23 protein-coding genes and 1 tRNA gene are annotated in these 25,237 nt (G+C 70.7%); 14 read left to right on the top strand and 10 right to left on the bottom strand.

All coding sequences use genetic code 11. From position 1 onward, the window contains the following. Positions 1–222 precede the first annotated feature (222 nt). Entirely contained in the window at positions 223–744 is a 522-nt protein-coding gene (locus tag OG966_RS14640; protein ID WP_326655207.1) for a universal stress protein, read from the bottom strand. Between the two features lie 557 nt (positions 745–1,301). On the opposite strand from OG966_RS14640, the gene OG966_RS14645 reads away from it, so the two are divergent. From OG966_RS14645 to OG966_RS14660, 4 genes are all read left to right on the top strand, one after another. Beyond that, a complete protein-coding gene (locus OG966_RS14645) occupies positions 1,302–1,565 on the top strand; it encodes a hypothetical protein (RefSeq protein WP_326650051.1) in 264 nt (87 codons plus the stop codon). Positions 1,566–1,951: 386 nt separating this feature from the next. Further along, complete coding sequence (locus OG966_RS14650) at positions 1,952–3,169, top strand: GlxA family transcriptional regulator (protein ID WP_326650052.1); 1,218 nt, start codon at positions 1,952–1,954, stop codon at positions 3,167–3,169. A 10-nt stretch (positions 3,170–3,179) separates the two neighbouring features. Further along, positions 3,180–3,827: an oligoribonuclease gene (gene orn / locus OG966_RS14655; protein WP_326650053.1), complete on the top strand. Its 648-nt coding sequence runs from the start codon at positions 3,180–3,182 to the stop codon at positions 3,825–3,827. A gap of 69 nt (positions 3,828–3,896) precedes the next feature. Further along, positions 3,897–3,969 (top strand) — tRNA-His (locus tag OG966_RS14660). A gap of 156 nt (positions 3,970–4,125) precedes the next feature. Here the strand turns inward: OG966_RS14660 and OG966_RS14665 are convergent. Continuing rightward, positions 4,126–5,175, bottom strand: coding sequence for a LacI family DNA-binding transcriptional regulator (locus OG966_RS14665; protein WP_326650054.1), 1,050 nt, complete (start codon positions 5,173–5,175; stop codon positions 4,126–4,128). 224 nt (positions 5,176–5,399) lie between these two features. Between OG966_RS14665 and OG966_RS14670 the strand changes: the two genes are divergently transcribed. Genes OG966_RS14670 through OG966_RS14685 form a run of 4 tightly spaced genes read left to right on the top strand, consistent with a single transcriptional unit; the run spans position 5,400 to position 10,097 of the window. Further along, entirely contained in the window at positions 5,400–6,719 is a 1,320-nt protein-coding gene (locus OG966_RS14670; RefSeq protein WP_326650055.1) for an ABC transporter substrate-binding protein, read from the top strand. Positions 6,720–6,721: 2 nt separating this feature from the next. After that, positions 6,722–7,768, top strand: coding sequence for a carbohydrate ABC transporter permease (locus OG966_RS14675; RefSeq protein WP_326650056.1), 1,047 nt, complete (start codon positions 6,722–6,724; stop codon positions 7,766–7,768). A gap of 9 nt (positions 7,769–7,777) precedes the next feature. Next, positions 7,778–8,623: a carbohydrate ABC transporter permease gene (locus OG966_RS14680; protein WP_326650057.1), complete on the top strand. Its 846-nt coding sequence runs from the start codon at positions 7,778–7,780 to the stop codon at positions 8,621–8,623. A 46-nt stretch (positions 8,624–8,669) separates the two neighbouring features. Then, positions 8,670–10,097, top strand: a complete 1,428-nt coding sequence (locus OG966_RS14685) for a GH1 family beta-glucosidase (RefSeq protein ID WP_326650058.1) — start codon at positions 8,670–8,672, stop codon at positions 10,095–10,097. Here OG966_RS14685 and OG966_RS14690 read toward each other — a convergent pair. After that, positions 10,074–11,027: a trypsin-like serine protease gene (locus tag OG966_RS14690; RefSeq protein ID WP_326650059.1), complete on the bottom strand. Its 954-nt coding sequence runs from the start codon at positions 11,025–11,027 to the stop codon at positions 10,074–10,076. The two genes, OG966_RS14685 and OG966_RS14690, sit on opposite strands and share 24 nt — an antisense overlap. Positions 11,028–11,122: 95 nt before the next feature. Next, positions 11,123–11,569 carry an HAD family hydrolase gene (locus OG966_RS14695; protein WP_326650060.1) on the bottom strand — a complete coding sequence of 149 codons (447 nt, stop codon included), beginning with the start codon at positions 11,567–11,569 and terminating at the stop codon, positions 11,123–11,125. Between the two features lie 159 nt (positions 11,570–11,728). Here OG966_RS14695 and OG966_RS14700 point away from each other — a divergent pair, with 159 nt between their 5' ends. Then, positions 11,729–13,144, top strand: a complete 1,416-nt coding sequence (locus OG966_RS14700) for a S41 family peptidase (protein ID WP_326650061.1) — start codon at positions 11,729–11,731, stop codon at positions 13,142–13,144. 85 nt (positions 13,145–13,229) lie between these two features. On the opposite strand, the gene OG966_RS14705 is transcribed toward OG966_RS14700, so the two are convergent. The 3 genes from OG966_RS14705 to OG966_RS14715 form a co-directional block, all read right to left on the bottom strand. Next, positions 13,230–14,717, bottom strand: a complete 1,488-nt coding sequence (locus OG966_RS14705) for a glycoside hydrolase family 18 protein (protein WP_326650063.1) — start codon at positions 14,715–14,717, stop codon at positions 13,230–13,232. A gap of 230 nt (positions 14,718–14,947) precedes the next feature. Then, complete coding sequence (locus OG966_RS14710) at positions 14,948–16,348, bottom strand: sensor histidine kinase (protein WP_326650064.1); 1,401 nt, start codon at positions 16,346–16,348, stop codon at positions 14,948–14,950. Next, the gene (locus OG966_RS14715; protein WP_326650065.1) at positions 16,345–17,091 is read right to left on the bottom strand and encodes a response regulator transcription factor; all 747 of its coding nucleotides are present in this window, start codon (positions 17,089–17,091) and stop codon (positions 16,345–16,347) included. Before OG966_RS14715 ends, OG966_RS14710 begins: the two co-directional genes overlap by 4 nt. 69 nt (positions 17,092–17,160) lie before the next feature. Here OG966_RS14715 and OG966_RS14720 point away from each other — a divergent pair, with 69 nt between their 5' ends. Beyond that, positions 17,161–17,700, top strand: a complete 540-nt coding sequence (locus tag OG966_RS14720; protein WP_326650066.1) for a hypothetical protein — start codon at positions 17,161–17,163, stop codon at positions 17,698–17,700. On the opposite strand, the gene OG966_RS14725 is transcribed toward OG966_RS14720, so the two are convergent. Both OG966_RS14725 and OG966_RS14730 read right to left on the bottom strand, forming a co-directional pair. Further along, entirely contained in the window at positions 17,697–18,572 is an 876-nt protein-coding gene (locus OG966_RS14725; RefSeq protein WP_326650067.1) for a spermidine synthase, read from the bottom strand. The two genes, OG966_RS14720 and OG966_RS14725, sit on opposite strands and share 4 nt — an antisense overlap. Positions 18,573–18,651: 79 nt before the next feature. Then, positions 18,652–19,107: a hypothetical protein gene (locus OG966_RS14730; RefSeq protein ID WP_326650069.1), complete on the bottom strand. Its 456-nt coding sequence runs from the start codon at positions 19,105–19,107 to the stop codon at positions 18,652–18,654. 239 nt (positions 19,108–19,346) lie between these two features. On the opposite strand from OG966_RS14730, the gene OG966_RS14735 reads away from it, so the two are divergent. Then, positions 19,347–20,738: a tetratricopeptide repeat protein gene (locus OG966_RS14735; protein ID WP_326650070.1), complete on the top strand. Its 1,392-nt coding sequence runs from the start codon at positions 19,347–19,349 to the stop codon at positions 20,736–20,738. A 126-nt stretch (positions 20,739–20,864) separates the two neighbouring features. Here OG966_RS14735 and OG966_RS14740 read toward each other — a convergent pair whose 3' ends face one another. After that, on the bottom strand, positions 20,865–21,461 hold the full coding sequence (locus tag OG966_RS14740) for a histidine phosphatase family protein (RefSeq protein ID WP_326650071.1): 597 nt from the start codon (positions 21,459–21,461) through the stop codon (positions 20,865–20,867). Between the two features lie 187 nt (positions 21,462–21,648). On the opposite strand from OG966_RS14740, the gene OG966_RS14745 reads away from it, so the two are divergent. Genes OG966_RS14745 through OG966_RS14755 form a run of 3 tightly spaced genes read left to right on the top strand, consistent with a single transcriptional unit; the run spans position 21,649 to position 25,233 of the window. Continuing rightward, positions 21,649–22,527 (top strand): phosphatase PAP2 family protein, encoded by an 879-nt coding sequence (locus OG966_RS14745; RefSeq protein ID WP_326650072.1) that lies wholly within the window; start codon positions 21,649–21,651, stop codon positions 22,525–22,527. Continuing rightward, positions 22,457–23,611, top strand: coding sequence for a hypothetical protein (locus tag OG966_RS14750; protein ID WP_326650073.1), 1,155 nt, complete (start codon positions 22,457–22,459; stop codon positions 23,609–23,611). Before OG966_RS14745 ends, OG966_RS14750 begins: the two co-directional genes overlap by 71 nt. Continuing rightward, complete coding sequence (locus OG966_RS14755) at positions 23,602–25,233, top strand: hypothetical protein (protein WP_326650075.1); 1,632 nt, start codon at positions 23,602–23,604, stop codon at positions 25,231–25,233. The genes OG966_RS14750 and OG966_RS14755 overlap by 10 nt, the downstream gene beginning before the upstream one ends. Positions 25,234–25,237 lie beyond the last annotated feature (4 nt).

Genomic DNA, 25,237 nt, shown 5'->3' on the forward strand with positions numbered 1-25,237 from the left:
ATTGTGCTGCTACCCAGCGACCGCTATGTACCCTTCACAAGCGCACAATCCACCTCTACGCACCAGTAGATTTCCTTCCGCGCCAAGGGATTTGACATCGCCTCACCTGCGCCGACGCCGCGATTACGGGACGGCCACGACGGGGCGTACGCGGGACAACACCGATCTACGTGATCCCGGGTGGACGGGTCACGGGGGGCTACGGCGGCTACGGGGTGCCGGCTACGGGATCACGACGACGGGGCGCTGCGCGCGCCGCGCCAGCCGTCCCGCCACCGAACCGAAGATGCGCCCGACGATGCCGTGCGTGGAGCCGACCACGATCGCGTCGGCCGAGTACTCCTTGCCGACCTCTTCGAGCTCATGGCAGATGTCACCACCGCGCTCGACCAGGATCCACGGCACCTCGGTGAGGTAGTCCGCGCATGCCAGCTCCAGACCGATCACCTCGGTGCGGTGATCGGGGACGTCCACGAAGACCGGGGGCTCACAGCCCGCCCAGACGGTGGTCGGCAGCCGATTGGCGACATGGACGATGATCAGGCCCGAGCCGGACCGTCTCGCCATACCGATGGCGTACGCGAGCGCCCGCTCACTGGAGGTCGATCCGTCGAAGCCGACGACGACTCCGTGCCGGAAGGCCGGATCGCAGGAATGACATGTCTCTTCTGCCGCTTGCAGGTCCGACAGGGGGTCGGCTACCTGCTTGCGGTCCGCGGGTTCGGGGATTTCGTGACCGGCCATCGGTGTCTCGGCGAAGAAGGTCCTCTTGAGAGGGATCGTCAAGGGAGGGTGCGTCGGTTGGCATGGCGGCGGAGCTGTGTCCGGGAATCATCTTCCCAAGCCCATACCCCCAAGGGTACGGCGACACTCCTCTCCTGCCCAGAGCCTGCCCGCCCATACGCGGGCGTTCCAGGGAGCATGCCCGAGCCCGCCCCGGATGGCAATGCCGCTTGGTGGCTACAGCCGTCTACCGGCCGCCGCAGGCCCCACAGGCGTCCCACAGGCGTCCCGGCGGCGTCCACAGGCGTTCACGGACGTCGGCCCCAGTGACCGGAAGGCTCCGCCCGTCGTTGGCACCTCGGTCACCCCGCCGCCTCCAGGGAGCTTCCGTGCCCGCACGACCGTCCGCCCCGGCCTCCGAACCCTCCCCGGCCCCTCAGCACGGACGGCGCCGGGCGCCTCGCCAGTCGCCGGACGCGGCCGCCGCGCCGGCCGAGCACACTCCACACCCCTCACACCCCTCACGGCCCTCACGCGCCCCACACCCCTCATCACCCTCATCCGAGTCGGCGAGCGAGGTGGTCCGCTGGGCGGCGTTCAGCTGTCTGCTGGTCCCTGTCGTGCTGGTCGTGTACGGCACATCCGTCGGCGGGGCAGCCGCCGCGGCCCTCGGCCTCGCCGCCGTGACCGCCGCCTGCCGGGTGCTGCTGCGACAGTCCGAGCGCACTGCGGCCCGCGCCCGCGCCGCCGAATCGGCGCCGCCCCGCGGCCGGCGCGCCAGGATCGCCCCGGGGGCGGACCGGGGCGGTCGGCAGGGGACGGGAAGTGCGCCCGGAGACTGACGGGTTCCCACACCGACACCCGTATGTTTTCAGCCAACTTCGCGCTAGTAGCCTCTCCTTGGCGAAATGGCCTGCCAACCCCCTTGCCACCAGGGAAGAAAGGACCATTCGCGTCCCGTGCACCCTACGGGGACGGGCCATGCAGGAGATGCACACTTCCCTGCGCGGCCCGTGAGTGGAACGCTTCGTGATCGAATGCTTCGCGCCAAGTTGCCATGTCGACATAGCGGGGCATGCCGAACTTGTCACGGCGGCGCCACGGGACGCAGTAGATTCGATCATGAGTATCTAAGGCTGGGGACTCGTGCAAAACCGAGGGGAAACGTGCAGGAGCGAAAGGCCCGAAACGAACGGGGAGACGCGAACACCGAGGGGGGCTTAGCGTCATGAGTCAGGACTCCGCCGCACCGGAGGTGGCACGTAAGCTCTCCGGGCGCCGGCGCCGGGAAGTCGTCGCAGTGCTGCTGTTCAGCGGCGGCCCCATCTTTGAAAGTTCCATCCCGCTCTCGGTGTTCGGAATTGACCGTCAGGACGCCGGAGTTCCCCGCTATCGACTGCTTGTCTGCGGTGGCGAGGAGGGCCCGCTGCGGACCACCGGCGGGCTCGAACTGACTGCGCCCTACGGCCTGGAGGCGATCGGGAGAGCAGGCACCGTCGTTGTGCCGGCATGGCGGTCCATCACTTCACCACCGCCGGTCGAGGCACTCGATGCCTTGCGCAGAGCGCACGAGGAGGGAGCCAGAATCGTAGGACTGTGCACCGGTGCGTTCGTACTCGCCGCGGCCGGTCTGCTCGACGGCCGGCCGGCGACCACGCACTGGATGTACGCGCCGACACTCGCCAAGCGGTATCCGTCCGTCCATGTGGACCCGCGCGAGCTCTTCGTCGACGACGGCGATGTGCTCACCTCCGCGGGCACGGCGGCCGGAATCGACCTCTGCCTCCACATCGTGCGTACGGACCACGGCACCGAGGCGGCCGGGGCGCTCGCCCGCAGGCTGGTCGTACCGCCGCGGCGCAGTGGCGGACAGGAGCGCTATCTGGACAGGTCTTTACCAGAGGAAATCGGGTCGGACCCGCTGGCCGAGGTCGTCTCGTGGGCGCTGGAGCATCTCCATGAACAGTTCGATGTGGAGACCCTGGCCGCGCGGGCGTACATGAGCCGACGGACATTCGACCGGCGATTCCGCTCGCTCACCGGCAGCGCGCCGCTGCAATGGCTGATCACCCAGCGGGTGCTGCAGGCCCAGCGGCTGCTAGAGACCTCCGACTACTCGGTCGACGAGGTCGCCGGCCGCTGCGGCTTCCGCTCCCCGGTGGCCCTGCGTGGCCATTTCCGGCGCCAGCTGGGCTCATCCCCGGCCGCGTACCGGGCCGCCTACCGGGTGCGCCGCCCGCAGAGTGAGTCCGCACCGGCCCCGGTGGTGGAGCCGGTGGTACCGGCGCAGGCCTCTCCGCAGGCCAGACGTGCGGCCGCGGCGGCGGGACCGTCCGGTCCCACCGCGCTCTCGGCCGCGTCGCCGGAGCTCGGCAAGCCCAGTTCCGACGCGTACGCGACAGGTCACGGCCGCCCGAGCCTGCCCGGCCAGCGGAGTGCGCCATAAGGTAGGACGCATGAACGATCGCATGGTGTGGATCGACTGCGAGATGACCGGGCTCTCGTTGACGGACGACGCACTCATCGAGGTGGCCGCACTGGTCACCGACTCGGAACTGAACGTGCTCGGTGAAGGGGTGGACATCGTGATCCGCCCGCCGGACGCTGCGCTGGAGACGATGCCCGAGGTGGTGCGGCAGATGCACACCGCCTCGGGCCTCCTCGACGAGCTCGCGGGCGGTACCACGCTCGCGGCCGCCGAGGCGCAGGTCCTGGCGTACGTACGCGAGCACGTCAAAGACCCCGGCAAGGCCCCGCTGTGCGGAAACTCGGTCGGCACCGACCGTGGCTTCCTGCTGCGGGACATGCCGACACTGGAGGACTACCTCCACTACCGGATCGTCGACGTCTCCTCGATCAAGGAACTGGCTCGCCGCTGGTACCCGAGGGCGTACTTCAACAGTCCGGAGAAGAACGGCAACCACCGGGCGCTGGCGGACATCCGCGAATCCATCGCGGAGCTGCGCTACTACCGCGAGGCGGTCTTCGTACCGCAGCCCGGACCCGACTCGGACACCGCGAAGGCGATCGCGGCGAAGCACGTCCTGCCCGCGGAGCAAAGCGGGAAGGACGCGGCTGTGAGTCCCGCGCCAGGGCCGCAATAACCCCGGCGCGAGCACCCTCTCCGACCCTGTACACTTTTTCTCGGCCGGTCGGGAGAAAGACCGGTCGTGGTGGGTATAGCTCAGCTGGTAGAGCACCTGGTTGTGGTCCAGGATGTCGCGGGTTCGAGTCCCGTTACTCACCCTGAATGATCAAGGGCCCCGGTCTTCGGACCGGGGCCCTTGATCATTTCTGCGCGCGTGATCTTCATCCCCGCATGATCCCCGCCCATGGATGATCTTCGTTCGCGGGTGATCTCCGTCCCCCGAGTGGTCTCCCCGCGTGACCTGTCCGCCTGGTCTACGACGACTCGCGTACGACCAGCTCCGTCGGGAGCACGATCTGCGGCCGCTCCGCCGAGCCGCTCTTTATCTCCTGGAGCAGCACCCGGGCCATGGTGCGGCCCATCTCCTCGATCGGCTGACGGACGCTGGTGAGCGCCGGATCCATATGGCGCGCCACGGCCGAGTCGTCGAAGCCGACGAGCGCCACATCGTCCGGTATCCGGCGGCCCGCCTCCCGCAGTACATGGCGCGCACCTGCCGCCATCACGTCCGAGGCCGCGAAGACCGCGTCCAGGTCCGGGCAGCGCTCCAGGAGCTCCCGCATCGCGCGGCGGCCACCCTCCTCGGTGAAGTCGGCGGGGGCCGTCAGCCGGGCCTCGCGGGCCTTCCCCGCCGCCTCCAGGGCGGCGCGGTAGCCGTCGAGCCGGCACTGGGCGCCGTACACGTCGAGGCGTCCGGTGATCGTCCCGATGGTGCGGCGACCGCGCGCCAGCAGGTGGGCGACCGCACTGCGCGCGCCCTCGAAGTTGTCGGAGTCGACCGCGGCGAGCGTCTCGCGCCCGGACCTGCGGCCACTGATGACGGCCGGGATGGAGAGCTGCTCGAGCATGTCGGGGATCGGATCGTCGGCGTGCACCGAGACCAGCAGGACGCCGTCCACACGGTGTGCGGCCAGATACGTGGCCAGCCGGCGGCGCTCGCGGTCGCTGCCGGCCAGCGTGAGCAGCAGCTGCATCTCCGTGTCGGCAAGGGCCGCGCCGACGCCGCGGACCATCTCGGAGAAGTACGGCTCCGCGAAGAACCGGTCCTCCGGCTCCGGGACGACGAGCGCGATGGCGTCGGTCCGGTTGGCGGCGAGCGCGCGGGCGGCGCGATTGGGTACGTAACCGAGTTCGGCGACGGCCGCCTCGACGGCGGCACGGGTGCGGTCGCTGACGCGTGGCGAGCCGTTGATCACGCGCGAGACCGTGCCCCGGCCGACTCCGGCGCGTGCCGCCACCTCTTCGAGGGTCGGCCTGCCCGTGCGACGCCCGCCGCTGCGCGTACGGATTGTCCGAGACACCATGCCGCCTCCCCAGGCTTCCCAGGCCGAGAACATAACGCGTCGGGTGCCTTGACACCCCCTCAGGGAGCCGCGACCCTTCAACACATCACATATGGGAGCGCTCCCACCGTACCTGACTCATACACAACCCGCACGTTCCCCGCCCGAGCCGCAGAACGTCAACACAACGGCGCTGCAAGCCGGTTGGCCGGGAGGTCGGCACGTCAGGGCACAAGGAGGACGCAATGCGCAGGGCAGTAATCCTCGCGGTCGTCACCGCGCTCGGCGCCGGTCTGCTGGCCGGCTGTGCGAAGGACAGCGACGAACCCGCCGGCAGTTCCTCGAAGGCCGGCGGGGGCGGTGGTGGCAAGGGCACAACCACGCTCACCGTCGGGGTCTTCGGCGCGTTCGGCCTCAAGGAGGCCGGCCTCTACGACGAGTACATGAAGCTCAACAAGAACATCGTGATCAAGCAGACCTCGATCGAGCGGAACGAGAACTACTACCCGCAGCTGCTGACGCATCTGGGCAGCGGCAGCGGACTGGCAGACATCCAGGCCGTCGAGGTCAACAACATCGCCGAGATAACCGCCACTCAGGCCGGCAAGCTCGTCGACCTGGGCAGGACCGACGGGGTCCAGAAGGACGCGTTCCTGCCGTGGAAGCTGGCGCAGGCCACCACCAAGGACGGCAGGACGATCGCGCTGGGCACCGACATCGGGCCGCAGGGCATCTGCTACCGCAAGGACCTCTTCGCCAAGGCCGGACTGCCCACCGACCGTGAGGCGGTCGGCAGACTGTGGGCCGGCGACTGGAACAAGTACCTGGACGCGGGCAAGCAGTTCAAGGCCAAGGCGCCGAAGGGTACGGCGTTCGTGGACTCCGCGTCCGGCGTGATGGCGGCGATAACCGGCAGCAACGAGAACCGCTTCTACGACAAGGACGGCAAGGTCGTCTACAAGACCAACCCGTCCGTGAAGCAGGCCTGGGACATCGCCGCGGCGTTCGCGACGGAGGGCCTCACCGGCAAGCTCCAGCAGTTCACACCCGCCTGGGACCAGGGCTATGCGAACGGCACCTTCGCGACCGTCTCCTGCCCGGCCTGGATGCTCGGTTATATCCAGGACAAGGCCGGGGCGCCGGGCAAGGACAAGTGGGACGTGGCCGCGGCGCCGAAGCCCAGCAACTGGGGCGGCTCGTTCCTGACCGTCCCCGAAGCCGGCAAGAACAAGGCCGAGGCGGCGAAGCTCGCAGCCTGGCTGACCGCGCCCGAGCAGCAGGCGAAGCTCTTCGCCAAGCGCGGCAGCTTCCCGAGCGCCAAGGCCGCGTACTCCCTGCCTGCCGTCTCCGGCGCCAAGCACACCTACTTCGGGGGCGCGCCCATCGGGCAGATCTTCTCCGAGGCCGCCGAGGGTGTGCCGGTCCAGATCATCGGGCCGAAGGATCTGATCATCGCGCAGAACCTGGCGGACATCGGCATGCTCCAGGTCGACCAGAAGGGCCGTTCGTCCAAGGAGGGCTGGAACGCGGCTGTGAAGGCGATCGACAACGCTCTGGACCAGTGAGCATGAGCATGCTGGGGCCCGGGGAGCGTCCCCCGGCAGGACACAGCACCACGGCGGTAGCCGCCGCGCCCTCCCCGGGGGAGGAGGGCGCGGCCCCGCCGCTCGCCCCGGCGCCGTCCGCGGCCGAGGAGCGGCGCCGCGCCCGGCGCAGCCGCCGTTACCGGCTGGACGTGAAGTGGAGCCCGTACGCCTTTGTCATGCCGTTCTTCGTCTTCTTCCTGGCTTTCGGGCTCTTCCCGCTGCTCTACACCGGCTGGGCCTCGCTGCACCGGGTGGAGCTGACGGCGCCCACCGACATGGAGTGGGTGGGGCTGCGGAACTTCTCGCGGCTGCTCGAGGACGAGTTCTTCTGGAACGCGCTGCGGAACACCGTCACCATCGGGCTGATCTCCACGGTGCCGCAACTGCTGATGGCGCTGGGCATCGCGCATCTGCTCAACTACCGGCTGCGCGGCTCGATGTTCTTCCGGGTCGCCGCGCTGACTCCCTACGCCACTTCGGTGGCCGCGGCGACGCTCGTCTTCGTGCTCCTCTTCGGACGCGACTACGGGATGATCAACTGGACGCTGGGGCTGGCCGGTTTCGACAACGTCGACTGGCAGAACGGCGAATGGACCTCCCAGCTGGCCGTCTCCACCATCGTGATCTGGCGGTGGACGGGGTACAACGCGCTGATCTACCTCGCCGCGATGCAGTCCATCCCGAATGACCTGTACGAGTCGGCCGCGCTGGACGGTGCCTCGCGCCGGCAGCAGTTCATCCATGTCACGGTCCCTTCGCTGCGGCCGACCATCCTGTTCACCTGTGTGGTCTCGACGATCGGCGCGACCCAACTGTTCGGTGAGCCGCTGCTGTTCAACGGCAGTGCGGGCGCGACCGGTGGAGCCGACCACCAGTTCCAGACCCTCGGTCTCTATCTGTACGAGCAGGGCTGGGTCAATCTCCACCTCGGCCGGGCCTCGGCGATCGCCTGGGCGATGTTCCTGATCCTGCTGGTGATCGGCGCGGTGAACTGGCTGCTCGCCCGCCGTCTGAGCAAGAGCGCGTAGGGGGACGAGATGTTCAGCGCCAGACGTGCCGGACGCCGGCTCCACGGTGGCCGGATCACCCATGCCGTACTGATCGTGTTCACTGCCGGCTCGCTCTTTCCGCTGGTGTGGACAGCGATCGCGGCTTCCCGCAACAGCTCCCGGCTCGCCCGGACTCCCCCGCCGTTCTGGTTCGGCGGCAATCTCCTGGGGAATCTCGAGATCGCCTGGACCGACGCCAATATGGGCACCGCCCTGCTCAATACGACGATCGTCGCCGGGTCGGTCGCGACCGGGACCGTGGTCTTCTCCACGCTCGCCGGCTTCGCCTTCGCCAAACTCCGCTTCCGCTTCAAGAACCTCCTGCTGCTGCTGGTGATCGGCACGATGATGGTGCCGCCGCAGCTCAGCGTCGTACCGCTGTACATGCTGATCGCCGAGCTGTCCTGGACGGATCAGCTGCAGTCCGTCGTCCTGCCCACCCTGGTCAGCGCCTTCGGGGTGTTCTTCATGCGGCAGTACCTGATCGAGGCGCTGCCCACCGAGCTGATCGAGGCGGCCCGGGTGGACGGCGCGAACAGCTGGCGCGTGGTGTGGCATGTCGTCTTCCCGGCGGCCCGCCCCGCGATGGCGGTGTTGGGCATGCTGACGTTCGTGATGGCCTGGAACGACTTCTTCTGGCCGATCATCGCGCTGACCCAGAACGGCAACCCCACCGTGCAGGTGGCGCTGACCGGACTCGGCCGCGGCTATATCCCCGACCAGTCGGTGATCATGGCCGGCGCGCTGCTGGGCACGCTGCCGCTGCTGATCGCCTTCGTCGTCTTCGGCAAGCACATCGTCGGCGGCATCATGCAGGGCGCGGTCAAGGGCTGACGCCTCCTCACAGTCCCGTATCCACACACATGCTGGGAGCACACCCATGTCTGTCAGGCCTGTGACCTTTCCTCCCGCCTTCCTGTGGGGCACCGCCACCGCCGCGTACCAGATCGAGGGCGCGGTAGGCGAAGGCGGCCGCACCCCGTCGATCTGGGACACCTTCAGCCATACGCCGGGCAAGGTGGAGGGCGGTGACACCGGGGACACGGCCGTCGACCACTTCCACCGCCGGGCCGAGGACGTCGAGCTGATGGCCGGCCTCGGCGTCAACGCGTACCGCTTCTCGGTCTCGTGGCCGCGCGTGCAGCCCACCGGCCGTGGCCCCGGCGTCCAGCGCGGCCTCGACTTCTACCGCGGCCTCGTCGACGATCTGCTCGACCACGGCATCCGTCCCGTGCTCACCCTCTACCACTGGGATCTGCCGCAGGAACTGGAGGCGGCGGGCGGCTGGCCGGAGCGGGACACCGCGCAGCGCTTCGCCGACTACGCCCGTATCGTCGCGGAGGCGCTCGGCGACCGTGTCGATATGTGGACCACCCTCAACGAGCCCTGGTGCAGCGCCTTCCTCGGATACGGCTCTGGGGTCCACGCACCCGGCCGCACCGATCCGGTCGCCGCCCTGCGTGCCGCCCACCATCTCAACCTGGGCCACGGCCTGGCCGCCCAGGCGCTGCGCTCCGTACTCCCCGCCGGCGCGAAGCTCTCCATCAGCCTCAACCCGAGTGTCGTCAGGGCGAGGAGCCAGAGCCCCGGTGACCTGGACGCCCGGCGCCGTATAGACGCGCTCGCGAACCGGATCTTCGCGGGCCCGCTGCTCAAGGGCGCGTATCCGCAGGATCTGTTCGCGGACACGGCGGCCCTGACCGACTGGTCCTTCGTCCACGGCGACGACCTGGCCGTCATCAAGCACCCCCTGGACTCGCTCGGACTGAACTATTACGCACCTGCAGTTGTATCGGACGCCACTGACAGTCACGGCGAGCGCAGCGACGGCCACGGCGCGAGCGAGCACTCGCCGTGGCCCGGCGCGGACGCGGTCTCCTTCCACCAGCCGCCCGGCGAACGCACCGAGATGGGCTGGTCGGTCGACCCGACCGGGCTCTACGACCTGCTGCTCCACTACACCCGCGAGGCGCCGGGACTGCCGCTGGTGATCACCGAGAACGGTGCCGCGTACGTCGACAAGCCGGCCGCCGACGGTACGGTCCACGACCCCGACCGCATCCGCTATCTGCACGGCCATCTCTCGGCGGTCCACCGGGCGATCGCCGACGGCGCCGACGTACGCGGCTACTTCCTCTGGTCCCTGATCGACAACTTCGAGTGGTCCTACGGCTACGGCAAACGCTTCGGCGCGGTCTACGTCGACTACGAGACCCTGACCCGTACGCCCAAGTCCAGCGCCCACTGGTACGCAGCGCTGGCGCGGACCGGAGTGCTGCCGGGGCTACCGGGGCTGCCCGAGGCCTGACACATAGGGCGGACGCTTGATGTCCGCGTCCTTCGTGCCCGCGACGGCGTCGTTGAAGAGGGCCTGCGCGTCCGCGCCGTAGAGCGGCGAATAGGTGATCCAGTCGACGTTCTGGTCGTTGCCGCCGCCGTTGTAGCCGCCGGTGTTGCCGATGACCTTGCCGGTGCGGGTCCGGGGGTCGTAGTCAGTGATCCACGGACCGCCGGAGACCCCGCCGTGGAAGCCGCCGCAGACCATCCGCATCTGCCGGAAACCAGGCAGTGAGGAGGTGTTGACATCGCAACGGAACGCCTGGTGCTGCTTGTTGACGTCTTCGCCGCCGGGATAACCGATCACGGTGGCGGTGTGGCGATAGCCGGACGCCCGGGTGAAGGTGAGTGCACCGGTGACGTTCTCGGCCTTGCCCCTGCCGTTCGGCGCGAGCTGCGCGAAGGCGAGGTCCAGGTCGGAAACGGGCTGCTTGGTGTTCTGCCGGTACCTCGGGTCCACGAAGATCCGCTTCACCTCGAAGACGCCGCTGGGCTGGTTGGCCGCGGAGGATCCGTGGCGGTACTGCGGTACGAAGACGGGGTGCGTGGCGCTCCTGAGGCCGATGGCGCAGTGACCGGCGGTGAGGACCAGATCCTTGCCGCGGCTGTGGACGACGCTGCCCGTGCAGGACGTCTCCCTGCCGCCGAACGGCTTGCCGTCGTAGAAGAACGTGCCCACCATCGGCAGGCCGCCGAAGTACGTCCCCTGTTTGGTGCCGCCGGGCGCTTCCGCCCGCTCCGGCCCGTACCGGTCCGAGTCGACGGGTACGGCGTCCGCCATGCGCTCGGCCGTCCAGAACCTCTCGCCCTCGGTGCGGGTCGCTGCCGAAGCGGGACCGGGGCGGAGTACTCCCGCGAAGACGATCAGAGCGAGTACAGGAAGCCAACGTGAGCGCAACACACTGTCTCTCTGCTGGAGGGGCAACGGCCGTGACGAGGCGATACTTGTACCCAAGGGGTCCGGCGACATTCCAGGACCCGTCGGAGCCGGCGACCTCAGTCGTCGCCGAGCACTGGCCACGTACTCCGTCGGGCGCGACGCAGCAGCACCGGATCGTCGCCCACGACCACCGGATTGCCGACCTCGGTCAGCAGGGCGAGGTCGGCCGCCTCGTCCGCGTACGCCGAGCAGTCCGCCGGGTCGAAGCCGTACTCCCGCATCAGCGTGCGCGCGGCGTACCCCTTCCCCCGGCCGCGCATGCACGTCAGCATCTCGTCCGCGCCCAGGCGCGCGGCCAGCGGCGCCACCACGGGCAGCGGAGAGCTGGAGACCAGCACCATCAGATCGCCCGCCACCGCGTGCCGCACATACGCGGCGAGGCCGGGCTCGTTCCACAGTGCCCGCCGCACCAGCGTGCCTCCCACGTCGAAGAACGCGGCCTTGCGCGGGACTTGGCGGGTTTTGACGGTGATGGGAGTGATCGGGGCAACCGTGTCGCTCATGCCCATCAGTACGAAGTGCCGCCACGCATCACTCAAAAGTCGTGGGGGTTTTCCCCACCCCGGAGTGACCGGACAGCGGGATGTCGCCGACAGGTCGGACGGTCGATCGTGGTGGTACGTGATCGACGACGTGGGACGACGTAAGGGGAAGGCACCATCATGCAGCTCAGGAGTGGTTCGGGCACCATCTGCAGGACGATCGCGGCGGCGGCGCTGCTGGCCGTGACCGCGAGCGTGGCCCTGCCGCTCGCCCCCGCAGACGCGCGGCCGTCGCAGCCGCCGCAGCCGCCCGCCGGTGTGTGGCAGGCCGACGGCTACGGCGAGGTGTTCTCGCTGGACGGGAGCCGGCTGCAGGAGTACCAGGTCACCGGCGTCAGCTGCATCAAGGGCGTTTCGGCCGGGCGCGCGGGCGGGCAGGCGGGAGGCGCCCGGTACGCCAACGCGCACGGCGATGTCTTCACCGTACGGTCCACGGGCCGTCCCGACCGGGCCGCGATGCATATCGACGGCTCACCGGGCGACCGCGGTCTGCGGCGCATCGGCGCTCTGCCCGCAGACTGCCTCAAGGAGAAGCCCGGCGGGCCGGTGGCCGCCTTCGACGTCTTCTGGCAGACCTTCGAGGAGAACTACCCCTTCTTCGCTGCCAAGGGCATCGACTGGCAGGCGGTCCGGGACCGCTACCGCCCCCACATCGGCCCACGCACCACCGACGCAGAACTCTTCGCGGTCTTCCGGGAGATGGTCTCACCGCTGCATGACGCGCATGTCGCCGTGCTCGCCGGCGAGACCGGCCGCTTCGGCTCGACCCGGCCCGGCACCGAGATGCCCGGCGAGGCGCTGGACACCAAGGTCACCTCGTACATCGAGAAGCGCGATCTGTTGGGCACCAAGCTCAGGAAGTTCGCGGGCGGCCGGATCGGATACGCCGAACTGCCCGGCGGCCAGGGATACTTGCGTATCTCCGGCTTCGGCGGCTACGCCGAGGCGAACGACTTCGCCGCCAACAGCGCCGTGCTGGACGAGACCCTGGACACGATCTTCACCCGAGCGAGCACCGCCCGGCTGCGCGGCCTGATCATCGATCTGCGGATCAACGGCGGCGGCTCCGACTCGCTCGGGCTCCAGCTCGCCGGGCGCCTCACCGGCCGCCCGTACTTCGCCTACGCCAAGCGGGCCCGTAACGACCCCGCCGACGCGAGCCGGTTCACCCGCCCGCAGCCGCAGTACGTACGGCCCGCGGCCGCACCCCGGTACACCGGCCCGATCGCGGTGCTGACCGGAGGCTCCACCATCAGTGCCGGAGAGACCTTCACCCAGGCGCTGATGGAGCGGCCCGGCCGGACCGTACGGATCGGCGAGAACACTCAGGGCGTGTTCTCCGACGCGATGGAGCGCGAGCTGCCCGGAGGCTGGCAGATCCGGCTGCCGAACGAGGAGTTCCTGACCCGGTCGGGCGGTACGTTCGACGGCCCCGGAATCCCGCCGCAGCTGCCCGAACCGGTCTTCACCGAGGAGGAGTTCGCGAAGGGTCGCGACTCGGCCTTCGACCGGGCCGTCGCCGTGCTCGGCCGCTGAAGGACCCCGCAAGGGCACGCGTCCCGGCCGGGGTGGGGGAAGGCCGGCCGGGACGCGCGGTGGGGGGCGGGTGGATCCGTGGTGCCTACTTGAAGGCGGCGAACGCCTTCGTGAAGGCCAGCGGGTCCTGGACGATCGAGCTGCACGTCGCGTCCGCGGTGTTCTTCGCGCCGCCCGGGCACGCCTTGTCGCGGGCCGCGGACCACATCGCCAGCCAGCCGAGGCCCTTCGACTTCGCGAAGTCGACCAGCTGAGTGGCGTCGTCGACCTTGAAGATCTCGGTCGCGACGTCGTTGACGCCGATCATCGGCGTGACGGCGACGGCCTTCCACGCGGCGGCTTCGGAGAGACCGAGCACGCCCTTGATCTGCGCCTGGGTCGCGGTCGCGGCCTGGATCGCGTAGTCGCCCATGTCACCGCTGTACGCCGGCCCGTAGTCCATCGCCATGATGTTGACCGCGTCGACCTTCACGCCGTTCTTCTTGGCGTCGGCGATCAGATCCACGCCGGGCTGGGTCAGACCTTCGGGCATGACCGGAAGCGTGAAGGAGACATCGAGCCCCGGGTGGGACTTCTGCAGCTGCGCGATCGCCTGCGAGCGGCGGGTGTTGGCGGCGGTGTCCGGCAGGGCCGCGCCCTCGATGTCGAAGTCGACCTTGGTGAGCTTGTACTCGTCGATGACCTTGCCGTACGCCTTGGCGAGCTCGTCGGCGGAGGAGCACTTGAGCCCGAGCTCGGAGCCCGCCGCGCCGCCGAAGGAGACTCGGACGTCGCCGCCCTTGGCGCGCAGCGCGCCTATCTGGGAGGCCACCTTGTCACTGGCGAGGTCGGTGACTCCGCCCCAGAGCGGGGCGCAGCTGCCGCCGGAGGTGATGAAGGCGAGGTTGAACTCCTTGATCCCGGCCTTGGTCGCGGTGTCCACCAGGTCGTACGCCGGGTAGAGCGAGGTGTCGACGTACGGCGCGAAGCCGGCGCCCGACGCGGTGCCGCCTCCGGAGGTCTCGGTCGGCGTCGGGGTGGGGTTGGTGGGCGTGGATGTGGGGGTGGGCTTCTGCGTGGGTGTGGCGGTCGCCGTCGGGGTGGGGGTGGGGTTCTCGGTGGGCCGGCCGCTCGGCTGCGGCGTCGCGCCGTCGTCGACCGAACACTTGACCTTGTCGATCGTGCAGGAGGTCGGGTCGCCGGCCGTCGCCGTACCACTCGCGGAGGTCACGAAGCCGACGGTGACCGACTTGCCGGGCGCGAGCTCCTTGTTCCAGCTCGCGGGCGTCACGGTGACGTGCTGCCCCTTGACCGTGTGCTCACCGTTCCAGAGCGAACCGATCGTGGTTCCCGTGGGCAGATCGAATTCGAGCGTCCACCCCGACTGTGCCTTGCCGGTGTCATTGGTGATGACGTACTGGCCGGTGTATCCACCGTTCCAGGAGCTGGTCTTGGTGTACGCGGCGCCTACCGCGGCGGCTTGGGCCGTGCCGGTGAGCGCGAACGCCGCGCCACCGATCACCGCGGCCGCGACGATCGCGCCGACCGCCTTGGTCCTGCCGCTCGCCCTGCGCCGGTGCGTGGTGCTGCCCATTGCTGCCTGCCTCTGCGTTACGGGAGTGGGGGGTGTGGCAGCACGCTAGCGACCCGGAAACGGACAAATGACCGGTTCGGGGCGGAGGTTGAGCTATTTAGGACGCCCTTAAGGGAGGCATCGGAACGGATTAATGGTCGAGACCACTCAGCAGGTCGTCAGGTGCTGAACCGGCTGCCGGACGGGCCCGGACGCGCAGCGAGGTCACGCCTCGCGGTCACGCATCCCGGTCACCGCGCCAGGCCCACGCGCTTGCGGCGCTTGACCGTCCCTCGGTGGCCGCGCCTGCGCTCACCGCCCGCGCCCTCCCGGCCGTCGAGCCCGATCCAGATCCGTATCTCCGTGCCACCGAGCACCGAGCTGCCGATCCGCACGTCCCCGCCCGTCGACTCCGCGACCCTGCGCACGATGTCCAGGCCGAGGCCCGTCGAGCCGTCCCTGCCGCCGCTGTTGCCGCGGGCCATCGCCGCCTCCGGGTCGGCGATGCCGGGACCCGCGTCCGAGACCAGGACGATCACCGCGTCCTCGCTGTTGTGGACGTCGACCGAGAACGCCGTGCCCTCGGCCGTGTGCCGGAAGACATTGCCGAGCAGAGCGTCGAGCGCGGCGGCCAGTTCGGGTCGCGCGACCGGGATGCGAACGGGACGGTCGACACCCGCAACCCGTACCTTGCGGCCCTCGTCCTCCGCAAGCGCCGACCAGAAGTCCATCCGCTCCCGGACGACCTCCGACGCGTCACAGCCGGCACCGGGACCGATTGCCGCGGTCTGTGGTTTGGCATCCCGCGCCGTACGGATGATCGTGTCGACCTCGCGCTCGAGCTGGGCAACGGCGGCCCGGGTCTGGTCGGCGGCCGGGCCGTCGCCGAGTGAGGCCGCGTTGAGGCGCAGCACGGTGAGCGGCGTACGCAGCCGATGCGACAGATCGGCCGCCAGCTCACGCTCGTTGGCGAGGAGCTGGACCACCTGATCGGCCATGGAGTTGAAGGCTATGGCGGCGGAGCGCAGCTCGGTCGGCCCCTCCTCCGGGACGCGCGCGCCGAGCTTTCCCTCGCCCAGATCGTGCGCGGCGCCCGCGAGCCGCTGGGCGGGCTGCACCATCCGGACGCCGAGCCGGTCGGCGACGGCGACCGAGCCGACTATCAGCGCGATGCCGACGCCGGCGAGCACCAGCCAGGCGGTGTCGACGCCGTTGGAGACCTCACCCTCGGGCACGAAGACCTCGACGACGGCGATCTGGCCGGTGCTGATGGCGGTCGGCTGGAGCAGCGCGGAGCCGCCGGTGACCTCGGTGATGGAGGCCCGGCCGAGCCGCTGCGTGGTCTCCAGGTCGTCCTGTGCGGCCCGGCGGGTGCCGATGTCGACCGGCGGGCTGCCCGCATCGGCGGCGGCCGGAATGTGCACGGCCATCCGCCCGGCCGCACCGGCCTGAGTGGACATGACAGCCCGCTCCAGCGGATCGCGGTCGGCGGTGATGGAGAGGGTGGGGCCGATGGCGGCGGCCTGCCGCTCGGCGTTGGAGAAGGCCCTGTCCCTGGCCATCTCCTGGACAACGAGCCCCAGCGGCACGGCGAAGGCCACCACGACCATCGCCGTGACGGCCAGGGAGACCTTGACGAGCGCCCATCTCATGGCCGGTGTCCGTTCGGCTGTGCTCCGCCCGGCTGCTGACCGCCCGGCTGTGGTCCGATCGGCGGCTCCAGCTTGACGCCGACTCCGCGCAGGGTGTGAAGGTAGCGGGGCCTGGCCGCCGTTTCGCCCAGTTTCCGCCGCAGCCACGACAGATGTACGTCGATGGTCTGGTCGTCGCCGTAACTCTGCTGCCAGACCTCGGCGAGGAGTTCCTTGCGCGGTACGACCACACCGGGCCGCCCGGCCAGGAAGGCCAGCAGGTCGAACTCGCGGCGGGTCAGGTCGAGGGCGGCGCCGTCCAGCTCGGCCTGACGGCGCAGCGGATCGATGGAGAGCCCGCCGACCTGGATGACGCGCGAGGGCGCGGCCTCTCCGGCGGCGGCGCGCGAACGGCGCAGCACGGCGGACATTCGCGCCGAAAGATGCTCAACCGAGAAGGGTTTGATGAGGTAGTCGTCGGCGCCGTCGTTGAGCAGCCGGACGATCTCCGCCTCGTCGTCGCGCGCGGTGGCGATGATGACCGGCACGTCGGTGATACCGCGCAGCATCTTCAGCGCCTCGGCCCCGTCCAGATCGGGCAGGCCGAGGTCGAGAATGACGACGTCGAAGCGGAAATGGGCCACCTCGCGCAGCGCCTCGAGGGCCGTGCCGACGCTCCGTACCGTGTGGGAGGCCTCGGTCAAGTGCCGGATGAGGGCGGAGCGCACGAACTGGTCGTCCTCGACCACGAGCACACTTGCCATGGGCGGCACCGTACGCCATTCGGAGGACCTGGGTCCCCCTAAGGACAGACGTGGGGCGCGTGGTGCAGTATGGCCGGGATGCACCGAGGACTCGTACATGCCATGGCGTGGTCGCTGTCCACCGGCGCGGCGGTGACGCTGTCCTGGTGGGGCGTTCATACCGTCATGTCCGGGACGGCGTACGACCGGCCGCGCGCGCTGCCGATCAGCGCGGACAGCGCCACCCAGCAGGGAGCGAGGCCGCAGTCCTCCTCCACGCAACGGCCGCCGACTCCCTCGGCGTCGAACCCGTCCGCGCCGGAGAAGAGCCGTAAGCCGTCCGCCACGTCTCCCGCCCCGAAGCCGAGCAAGGCGAAGCCGCCGTCGCCCTCTTCGACGCCGGCATCCGGGAATGTGAAGAGCTACACAGTCGACGGCGGCCGGGTCGTCTTCGACATCGGCGAGGTCTCGGCGGAGCTGGTGTCGGCGACCCCGGACGCGGGCTGGCAGATGCAGGTGTGGAAGCAGCCGGAGTGGATCCGGGTGACCTTCACTCAGAACGGCCGCGAGGCGTCGGTGTTCTGCACCTGGAACGGCCATCCGCCGATGGTCGAGTTCGACGAGCGCTAGCGGAACACGGCCGGTGGCGGTACGGGTGAGGGCTTGGCGCTCGCGTCGGTGACCGCGGCCGCGCCGCCCGTGAAGTCGGCGAGCGCCCTTCCGTGTTCGACCCGGCCGGGGTGCGGATCGCTCGCGACGCGGCGGGTCAGTTCGGCGACGGGCAGCGGTACGTCCGAGGCGAGCAGCACGGCGTTGCCGAAGCGGCGGGCGCGCAGCACGGTCGGGTCCGCGGCGAGCGCGAGTTCGGGGAAGACGGTGGCGGCGGTGGCGACCTGGGCGCGGATATGGGCGAGCGGCGGACCGTCGGCGAGGTTCGCCGTGTAGTGCCCGCCCGGTTTCAGGGCCCTTCGCACCTCGGCGAGGAACTCCGTACTGGTCAGATGGGCGGGTGTGCGGGCGCCGCTGAAGACATCGGCGATGACCAGGTCCGCCCAGCCGTCGGGGATCTTCCCGAGTCCGTCGCGGGCGTCGCAGGACCGGACTCGTATGCGCGCACCGGGATCCAGCGGCAGCTGTCTGCGGACCAGTTGGACCAGCGCCGCGTCCAACTCGACGATCTGCTGGGTGGATCGGGGGCGGGTGGCGGCTATGTAGCGGGCGAGCGTGAAGGCTCCGCCGCCGAGATGGACGACCTGGAGAGGGCGGCCGGGCGGGGCGACGAGATCGGCGATATGGCCGAGGCGGCGCTGGTACTCAAAGGAGAGATACGTAGGGTCGTCGAGGTCGACATGGGACTGCGGCGCGCCGCCGAGGACCAGCGTCCAGGCACGGGGGCGCTCGCGGTCGGGTATCAGCTCGGCCAGCCCGCCGTCCACCTGCTCGACGACGGGTTCGGGGCTGCCGCCCCCGCCCGTACGGCCGCGCCGCTTGCTCTTTGCCATCAGCCCATTATCGGCACCGATCCGGGTGGGCTGCCCGCGCAGGGCTCAGCGGGAAGGACGCCCTGGCGGCGGCCGTGGCTCAGCTGCAGTTGTCGGCGGCCTCGATGAGGCGGGCCGCCTCGCCGAGCGCCTCGCGAAGGACCGCGGGGTCGGTGACCGGATCGGCGTCGTCCGGCGGCAGCAGCCAGCCGCTGCCGGTGACCGGTGGCTCGGCCGGGATCCGCAGACCGCGTCCCGACGTCTGCGTACAGGCGCTGCCCGGCATGTCCCAGCCGTCTGCGGTGCCGGGGGGCACGAGGAAGCCGAGAGTGTCGCAGGCGCCGTCATGAAGAACCGGGCCGACGGCCGGGGCGTCCGCCCGGCGCAGGATGTCCACCGCCTCGAGGCCCTGCCGGGCGGGGACGGTCACCAGATCACAGGGTCCGGCGACGGCGTCGTCCCCGGGTGGTGCGCTGCTGTCCTGGGTGGGCCTGTGCTGAGCAGTCGTCGCCGTCGTCGCAGTCGTCCTTGGGGCGCCGTTGACGCTGGTCTCCATGCCGACCTCCAACAAGGGGATCCCTCCTCGCTCGAGTGGAGACACGTAGCGGGCCTCCGAATGGTTCAACGCCCGTACGCGTCAAGGGCAACGGCGGCACGCCGCCGCAAAGGATGGCAGTTCATGGCAGATCGTGGTGGAGATATCCCTTTTGTAACCAAACTCTGTGTGCGCGGCCTGTCACAGCAGGTACGTTCTTGCTCCGCCGGAACACGGCTGCACCAAGAGAGGGCTCGGCCATGACGTCGTCGTCACAGGCATCACGGGCAGTTCCCAACCTCGCCTTCCGCGGGCTGCGCGGGCTGCGCTCACCCGGCGAGTTCGCGGCGGCGGTACGCAAGGCCGCTCGGGAGATCGGCGAGCAGGTCTCGTGCGACGCCCGCTACATCGGGCGCGTCGAGGCCGGCGAGATCCGCTGTCCGAACTACGCGTACGAGCGGGTGTTCCTGCACATGTTCCCCGGTCTGACGCTGTCGGATCTGGGCTTCACGGCGCGGGAACAGGTGCGGGGCGGCCGGCGCCGGCCGCATGCGCCGGCTCATCCCTTCTGTCCCTTCGACGGCAACAGTCACAGCGACATCGACGAGGAGAGCGACGTGCTGCGTCGCGCATTCATGACGAGCGGCTCCGCCACGGTGGCGGCCGCGTCCCTCGGGTTCGGACTCGGGTCCGCACCCGGCAGGCCCGGCCCCGGCATCTCCGGTTCCGTGCCCGATCAGCGGCGAGTCGGCGAGGCGGAGGTGAGCGCCGTCGAAGAGGCGGTACGGCGGATCCGGCTGCTCGACGACCGGCACGGCGCGGACGGTCTCTACCGGCGGGCCGCGCAGCCGCTGCGGGCCGCGTACGCGCTGCTCGACGCGGGGACGACGGCCCGTGCCTCGACCGCCGGCCGACTGCACACCGGAGCGGGCGAACTCGCCATCTCGGTGGGCTGGTTGGCCCATGACTCGGGCCGCTTCGACGATGCGCGCTCGCACTACGCGGAGGCTCTGGCGACGGCTCGGGTGGCGGGCGACCCGGCGCTGGAGGCACACGCGTTCTGCAATACGTCGTTCCTGGCGCGGGACGCGGGGCGGTACCGGGAGGCGGTGCGCTCGGCGCAGGCGGGCGAGCGCGCCGCGCGGCAGCTGGCCTCGCCACGACTGCTCTCGCTTCTCTCACTTCGCCAGGCGGGCGGCTGGGCGGGGCTCGGCGAGCGCGCGGGCTGCGAGCAGTCGCTGTCCCGGGCGCACTCGTACTTCGACCGGGGTGCTTCGGACGCGGACCCGGAGTGGATGTCGTTCTTCGCGGAGCCGGAGCTGGAGGCGCTCCAGGCACAGTGCTGGGCAGCGCTCGGCGAATGGTCCCGGGCGGCCCGCCACGCGCGCCGGGCGGCGGCGCTCCAGGACCCCCGCTTCATGCGCAACCTGGCGCTGTACCGGGCGGAACTGGCGGCGGACCTGGCGCGGGCGGGCGCGCCGGACGAGGCGGCGGAGGCGGGCCACCAGGTGCTGGACCTGCTGGACGGGGTGCAGTCCTCGCGCATCCAGTCGATGCTGTCGGACACGGCGAGGGTGCTGCTGCCGCAGCGGCGTACGGAAGGCGTAGGGGCGTTCCTGGACCGGCATGCGGAGACACTCCGCAGGGCATGACGCAGGGGGCTCGTCGCCGGGCGTGGGCGCAGGCGCCCCGGTCGTGGGGAGTGGCGCCGGGACTTCGTCGCCGGGCACAAGGCCGGGGCCTCGTCGCAAGGCGTGGCGCAGGGGCCCGGTCGCGGCTCAGACCTCCAGGTGGCTCGTGTCGTTCCAGTGGTCCACCGCCGGGGAGCCGTAGGCCCAGCCAAGGATCGACAGGCTCGTCGGGTCCAGGCGGATACGGGCCGCGAAGGACGGGTCCAGGCCCAGCCAGCGGGCGCCGAGCACCCGCAGGATGTGGCCGTGCGCGAAGACCAGCACATCGCGGTCGGCCGAGCGCGCCCATTCGATGACCTTGTCCGCGCGGGCGCCGAGGTCGGCCAGCGTCTCGCCGTCCGGGACCCCGTCGCGCCAGATGAACCAGTCGGGCCGGTCCGCCTGGATCTCCGCCTGGGTCAGGCCCTCGTACGCCCCGTAGTTCCACTCCATGAGCGCCCCCCAGTCGGAGGCCCGGTCCGCGAAGCCCGCGAGCGCGCAGGTCTCGCTGGCCCGTACGAGTGGACTGGTGCGGACCTCGACACCCTCCAGGTCCGACCACGGCGCCCGGTGCAGCCGTTCGCCCAGCAGCTTCGCGCCACGCCGGCCCTCGTCGATGAGAGGGATGTCCGTCCTGCCGGTGTGCTTGCCCAGCAGGGACCATTCGGTCTGGCCGTGCCTGGCCAGCAGGATGCGCGGTGCCATGAAGGGCTCTCCCTGAGGTTCACATTCGGTGGCGTTCCATCATCGCGCACCTGAACGCAGGGCAACCTCCCGAGCGATCTCGACGTCCTCGTAGAGGTCGGGTACCCGATGAACGCGCGCCTTCTTGTACACCGTACGGTTGAGCGGCGGCCGACCGCCGCCTGAACACACAATGGAGATCGTTCGGATGCCGCACACCGCGCCTCGTCATCGGCCCCGCTGGTGGACCGAACTGATGCTCATCGTCGTGGTCTACGCCGCCTACTCGGCCGGCCGGCTGCTCGCACGCGGCAACGAGGCAGCCGCGGTCGAGCACGGCCTGGCGATACTCCGGGCCGAGAAGGCACTCCTGCTCAACGCCGAACACCCGCTCAACCGCCTCCTCAGCAGCACCCCGGCCCTCGGCGTTCCCGCCGATTTCGCCTACGCCTCCCTGCACTATCTGGTCACTCCGGCCATTCTGGTCTGGCTCTTCCGGCGCCGCCCCGCCCGCTACCGGGCCGCCCGCACATGGCTCATGCTCTCCACGCTCCTCGGGCTCGTCGGCTTCACGCTGCTGCCGACCTGCCCGCCGCGGCTGCTGGACGCAGGCCAGGGCTTCGTCGACACGATGGCCCAGTACAGCTCGTACGGCTGGTGGGGTGGCGAGGCGAGTGCGCCGCGCGGTATGGGCTCAATGACCAACCAGTACGCGGCGATGCCGAGTCTGCACGTCGGCTGGGCCCTGTGGTGCGGGGTGATGCTGTGGCGGCACGGCCGCACGCCGCTGATGAAGTTCCTCGGCGTCGCCTACCCGCTGCTCACCACGTTCGTGGTGATGGGGACGGCGAACCACTACTTCCTGGACGCGGTCGCGGGCTGCGCCGTGATGGGCATCGGCCTGCTGCTGACCCGCCCCGCGCTGCGCCTCGCCGACCGGATGCGTACGCGCTTCACCGCCGCCGCTTCCGGCTCGAAGTCCCCGATTGTCAGTGCCGGATGCGAGACTTCCGCGGGTGAGCGAATCCCTGGGCAGCGGACCTCCTCCGCAGGCGCCGACGACAGCACTCCGGCAGCGGCTCGCTGAGCTGCGCGGCCCCGCCGCCCAGCCCCATCCGCTCGACGCCCGGGCGCTGGCCGCCCTCGCCGCCAACCCCGGCTGCAAGCGCCGCGCGCTGCTGGACGGCGCCGGGGTGGACAAGGCGGCGCTCGCCTCCGCGCTGGGGTCGCCTGCCGCGTTCGGGCAGTCGCAGTTCGCTTTCATGCGCGGCAATGCCTTCGAGGCGAAGGTCAAGGCCGACGGCGGCAAGGAGCTGACACGACTCCTCGGCGTGGAAACCGCGGCGGAGATCCGGGTGCCCGATCTGTCGGCGGCCGGTCCCGAGGGCCGCGCGGCACGTACGGCACTGGCGCTGCGCGAGGCCACCGCGGCCGGTGGGTGGACGCTGCTCGACCACCCGATGCTGGCGTTGCAGGTCGCGGGCTCCCCCGCCTATCTGGAGCCGGACGCGGTGGTCGTGCACCCCGACGGACGGTGGACGGTCGTCGAGATCAAGTCCTTCCCCATGATCGACGGCTCGGCGGACGCGGCGAAGGTGGGCGCGGCGGCGCGACAGGCCGCGGTGTACGTACTGGCGCTGGAGCGGGTCGCCGCGCTGACGGACGGCGCGCGGGTCGCGCACAGCATCCTGCTGGTCTGCCCGAAGGACTTCTCGAACCTGCCGACGGCGTCCGTCGTCGACGTGCGCAAGCAGCTCTCGGTGACCCGCCGCCAGCTGGCCCGGCTGACCCGGATCGAGGACATCGCCGCCGCGCTGCCCGAGGGCACCACCTTCGACCTGGAGCGCCCGGCCGATGAGCTGACCGCGGCGGTCGAGTCGGTGTCCGCGGCGTATGCGCCCGAGTGCCTGGCCGCCTGCGAGCTGGCCTTCCACTGCCGCGACCGGGCCCGCGAGGCCGGAGCCGTGGAAGCGCTGGGGCGCGGGGTGCGCGGCGAGCTGGGCGGACTGACGACGATCGGCGAAGTGCTGGCGGCGGCACGGGGCTCGGCCGCCGCCGCGCCTTCCGGCGAGACCACCGCCGGAGCCCCGGAGGACGATCCGGCGGTCGCGGCCCTGCGCAGGGCCGCGACGCTGCGGGCCGAGGCGCTGGAGGAGGCCGGATGTCGCTGATCTCCATCCTTGCCCGGCTGGAGGCCGTGGAGTCGGGGCGGGCCACCCCGCTGGCGACCGTGCGGCACCGGCATCTGTCCGAGCGGCCGCTGGTACTCGTACCGCTGACCACGGCCGGTGAGGCGGGTGCGCCACTGGGCGCGCTGGTGGGAACGGATCCCCAGGAGCCGCGGTTGCTGGTCGTGCCGCAGCCGCGCGACCGCGATCTGCGCTTCACCTTCCTGGCCGAGCTGGCCGATGCCGTACTGCCGCACCTCGACGCGTACGCCGACGATGTCGAGCCTGTCGGGCCTGGGGGCACCTCCCGGCCGAAGGCCGGGGGAGAAACCGGCACCGAGACCGGCAAGGGCGACAAGGCCGACAAGGCCGAGGTCGAACTGTGCGCGGACGCACCGCAGTTGATCGTGCCTGGACGGGCCGGCGTCGACTTCGTACGGCTCCTCGGCCGCTCGATGCGCTTCCGGCGTACGGCCGAGGATGACCCCGACGCGCCCTACCCCGCGCCGCCGCGCGTCCCGCTGCTCGGCCGCTGGCTGACGCACTACGGCGAGCGCGCCCGGGTGCCCGGCTCCTCGCTGCTGCTCGCGGCGACCGATCTGCTGAACCGGCACTGGGCGACCGGCCAGTCGAGCCTGGAGGACCAGCATCTGGGCGCGTTGCTCGCCTGGATCGACCCGCCCGACGGCACATCGGGCGCTCAGGCCGCGCTGCGGGCGGAGCTGGCGCGGGACCGGGCCGGGCAGCTGCTCTGCCCGCCGGCCGGCCCGGCCACCGACCCGGCCTTCGACAACAGGCTGCTGGCCCCGGCCGTCGAGCGCTACGACCGGGCGCGCCAGGCGCTGGCGGCGGCCGAGGACGGTGCGGCGGCCGACGCGCGTCTTGGCGAACTGACCGTCGCCGAGCGGGAGATCCGCCGACTCGTGGCCGGCCAGCTGCAGCCCACCTGGCAGGCGGTGTGGCGCGGCCTCGAGCTGCTGCGGGAGCTGCCGGAGGGGCCGCGGGCGGCGGATCGCTGGACGCGCGACCGCTGGTCGTTCACCGCGCAACGCGATCGCGTACGGGCCGGGGAACCACCGCAGCCGCGGCGCGACGACGCGGTGACGGCCGCGCGGAAACTCGCCTCCCGCGAGACGGCCCAGGCGCAGCTGGAGGCCCAGGAGGCGCTGGACGACCCACTGGTGCTGGCGGGGCGCAGACTGGCGGGCGAGGCGTTCATGGGCGAGGTGACCGAGGTCGTGATGGCCTGGTCCGAGTCGAAGCGGCCGAGCCCGCGTCCCCTGCTGACCGTCCGTACGGACGACCGCCCGCATCTGAGCGAGCGCGTGAAGGTGTACCGCTCGCTGGACGGCAAGCCGCAGACGGCCGAGTTTGTCGGGTTCACAGGGTCCGAGGCCGAGGGTGTGCTGGTGCTGCGGCTGACCGACCGCATGGGCCGGTCCAAGGACCCTGCGGAAGGCTCCGTACCGGAGAAGGGCGAGCGGATCGCGTGGACCCTGTTCGAGCACGGCCGGCGGGGCGGCCCGAAGCTGCCGGACCAGGAGGAAACCCCATGGACCCACGGCGGCCCTCCGGGCACGGCCGCGGAGAGCCCGGACCCCGTGACCCCGGAGGACATTCTGTGACGGC

The organism is Streptomyces sp. NBC_01750 (genome assembly GCF_035918095.1).
In the GTDB taxonomy this organism is placed as follows: Bacteria; Actinomycetota; Actinomycetes; order Streptomycetales; family Streptomycetaceae; genus Streptomyces.

Excerpts from the sequence above, each read along its gene's own strand:
- OG966_RS14740 (WP_326650071.1), bottom strand. The coding sequence starts at position 21,461 with ATGGCACCGCGCATCCTGCTGGCCAGGCACGGCCAGACCGAATGGTCC.
- OG966_RS14725 (WP_326650067.1), bottom strand. The coding sequence starts at position 18,572 with ATGGCAAAGAGCAAGCGGCGCGGCCGTACGGGCGGGGGCGGCAGCCCC.
- OG966_RS14745 (WP_326650072.1), top strand. The coding sequence starts at position 21,649 with ATGCCGCACACCGCGCCTCGTCATCGGCCCCGCTGGTGGACCGAACTG.
- OG966_RS14720 (WP_326650066.1), top strand. The coding sequence starts at position 17,161 with ATGGCCGGGATGCACCGAGGACTCGTACATGCCATGGCGTGGTCGCTG.
- OG966_RS14670 (WP_326650055.1), top strand. The coding sequence starts at position 5,400 with ATGCGCAGGGCAGTAATCCTCGCGGTCGTCACCGCGCTCGGCGCCGGT.
- OG966_RS14730 (WP_326650069.1), bottom strand. The coding sequence starts at position 19,107 with ATGGAGACCAGCGTCAACGGCGCCCCAAGGACGACTGCGACGACGGCG.
- OG966_RS14735 (WP_326650070.1), top strand. The coding sequence starts at position 19,347 with ATGACGTCGTCGTCACAGGCATCACGGGCAGTTCCCAACCTCGCCTTC.
- OG966_RS14715 (WP_326650065.1), bottom strand. The coding sequence starts at position 17,091 with ATGGCAAGTGTGCTCGTGGTCGAGGACGACCAGTTCGTGCGCTCCGCC.
- OG966_RS14705 (WP_326650063.1), bottom strand. The coding sequence starts at position 14,717 with ATGGGCAGCACCACGCACCGGCGCAGGGCGAGCGGCAGGACCAAGGCG.
- OG966_RS14675 (WP_326650056.1), top strand. The coding sequence starts at position 6,722 with ATGAGCATGCTGGGGCCCGGGGAGCGTCCCCCGGCAGGACACAGCACC.
- OG966_RS14650 (WP_326650052.1), top strand. The coding sequence starts at position 1,952 with ATGAGTCAGGACTCCGCCGCACCGGAGGTGGCACGTAAGCTCTCCGGG.
- OG966_RS14710 (WP_326650064.1), bottom strand. The coding sequence starts at position 16,348 with ATGAGATGGGCGCTCGTCAAGGTCTCCCTGGCCGTCACGGCGATGGTC.
- OG966_RS14695 (WP_326650060.1), bottom strand. The coding sequence starts at position 11,569 with ATGAGCGACACGGTTGCCCCGATCACTCCCATCACCGTCAAAACCCGC.
- OG966_RS14665 (WP_326650054.1), bottom strand. The coding sequence starts at position 5,175 with ATGGTGTCTCGGACAATCCGTACGCGCAGCGGCGGGCGTCGCACGGGC.
- OG966_RS14755 (WP_326650075.1), top strand. The coding sequence starts at position 23,602 with ATGTCGCTGATCTCCATCCTTGCCCGGCTGGAGGCCGTGGAGTCGGGG.
- OG966_RS14700 (WP_326650061.1), top strand. The coding sequence starts at position 11,729 with ATGCAGCTCAGGAGTGGTTCGGGCACCATCTGCAGGACGATCGCGGCG.
- OG966_RS14685 (WP_326650058.1), top strand. The coding sequence starts at position 8,670 with ATGTCTGTCAGGCCTGTGACCTTTCCTCCCGCCTTCCTGTGGGGCACC.
- OG966_RS14640 (WP_326655207.1), bottom strand. The coding sequence starts at position 744 with ATGGCCGGTCACGAAATCCCCGAACCCGCGGACCGCAAGCAGGTAGCC.
- OG966_RS14680 (WP_326650057.1), top strand. The coding sequence starts at position 7,778 with ATGTTCAGCGCCAGACGTGCCGGACGCCGGCTCCACGGTGGCCGGATC.
- orn (WP_326650053.1), top strand. The coding sequence starts at position 3,180 with ATGAACGATCGCATGGTGTGGATCGACTGCGAGATGACCGGGCTCTCG.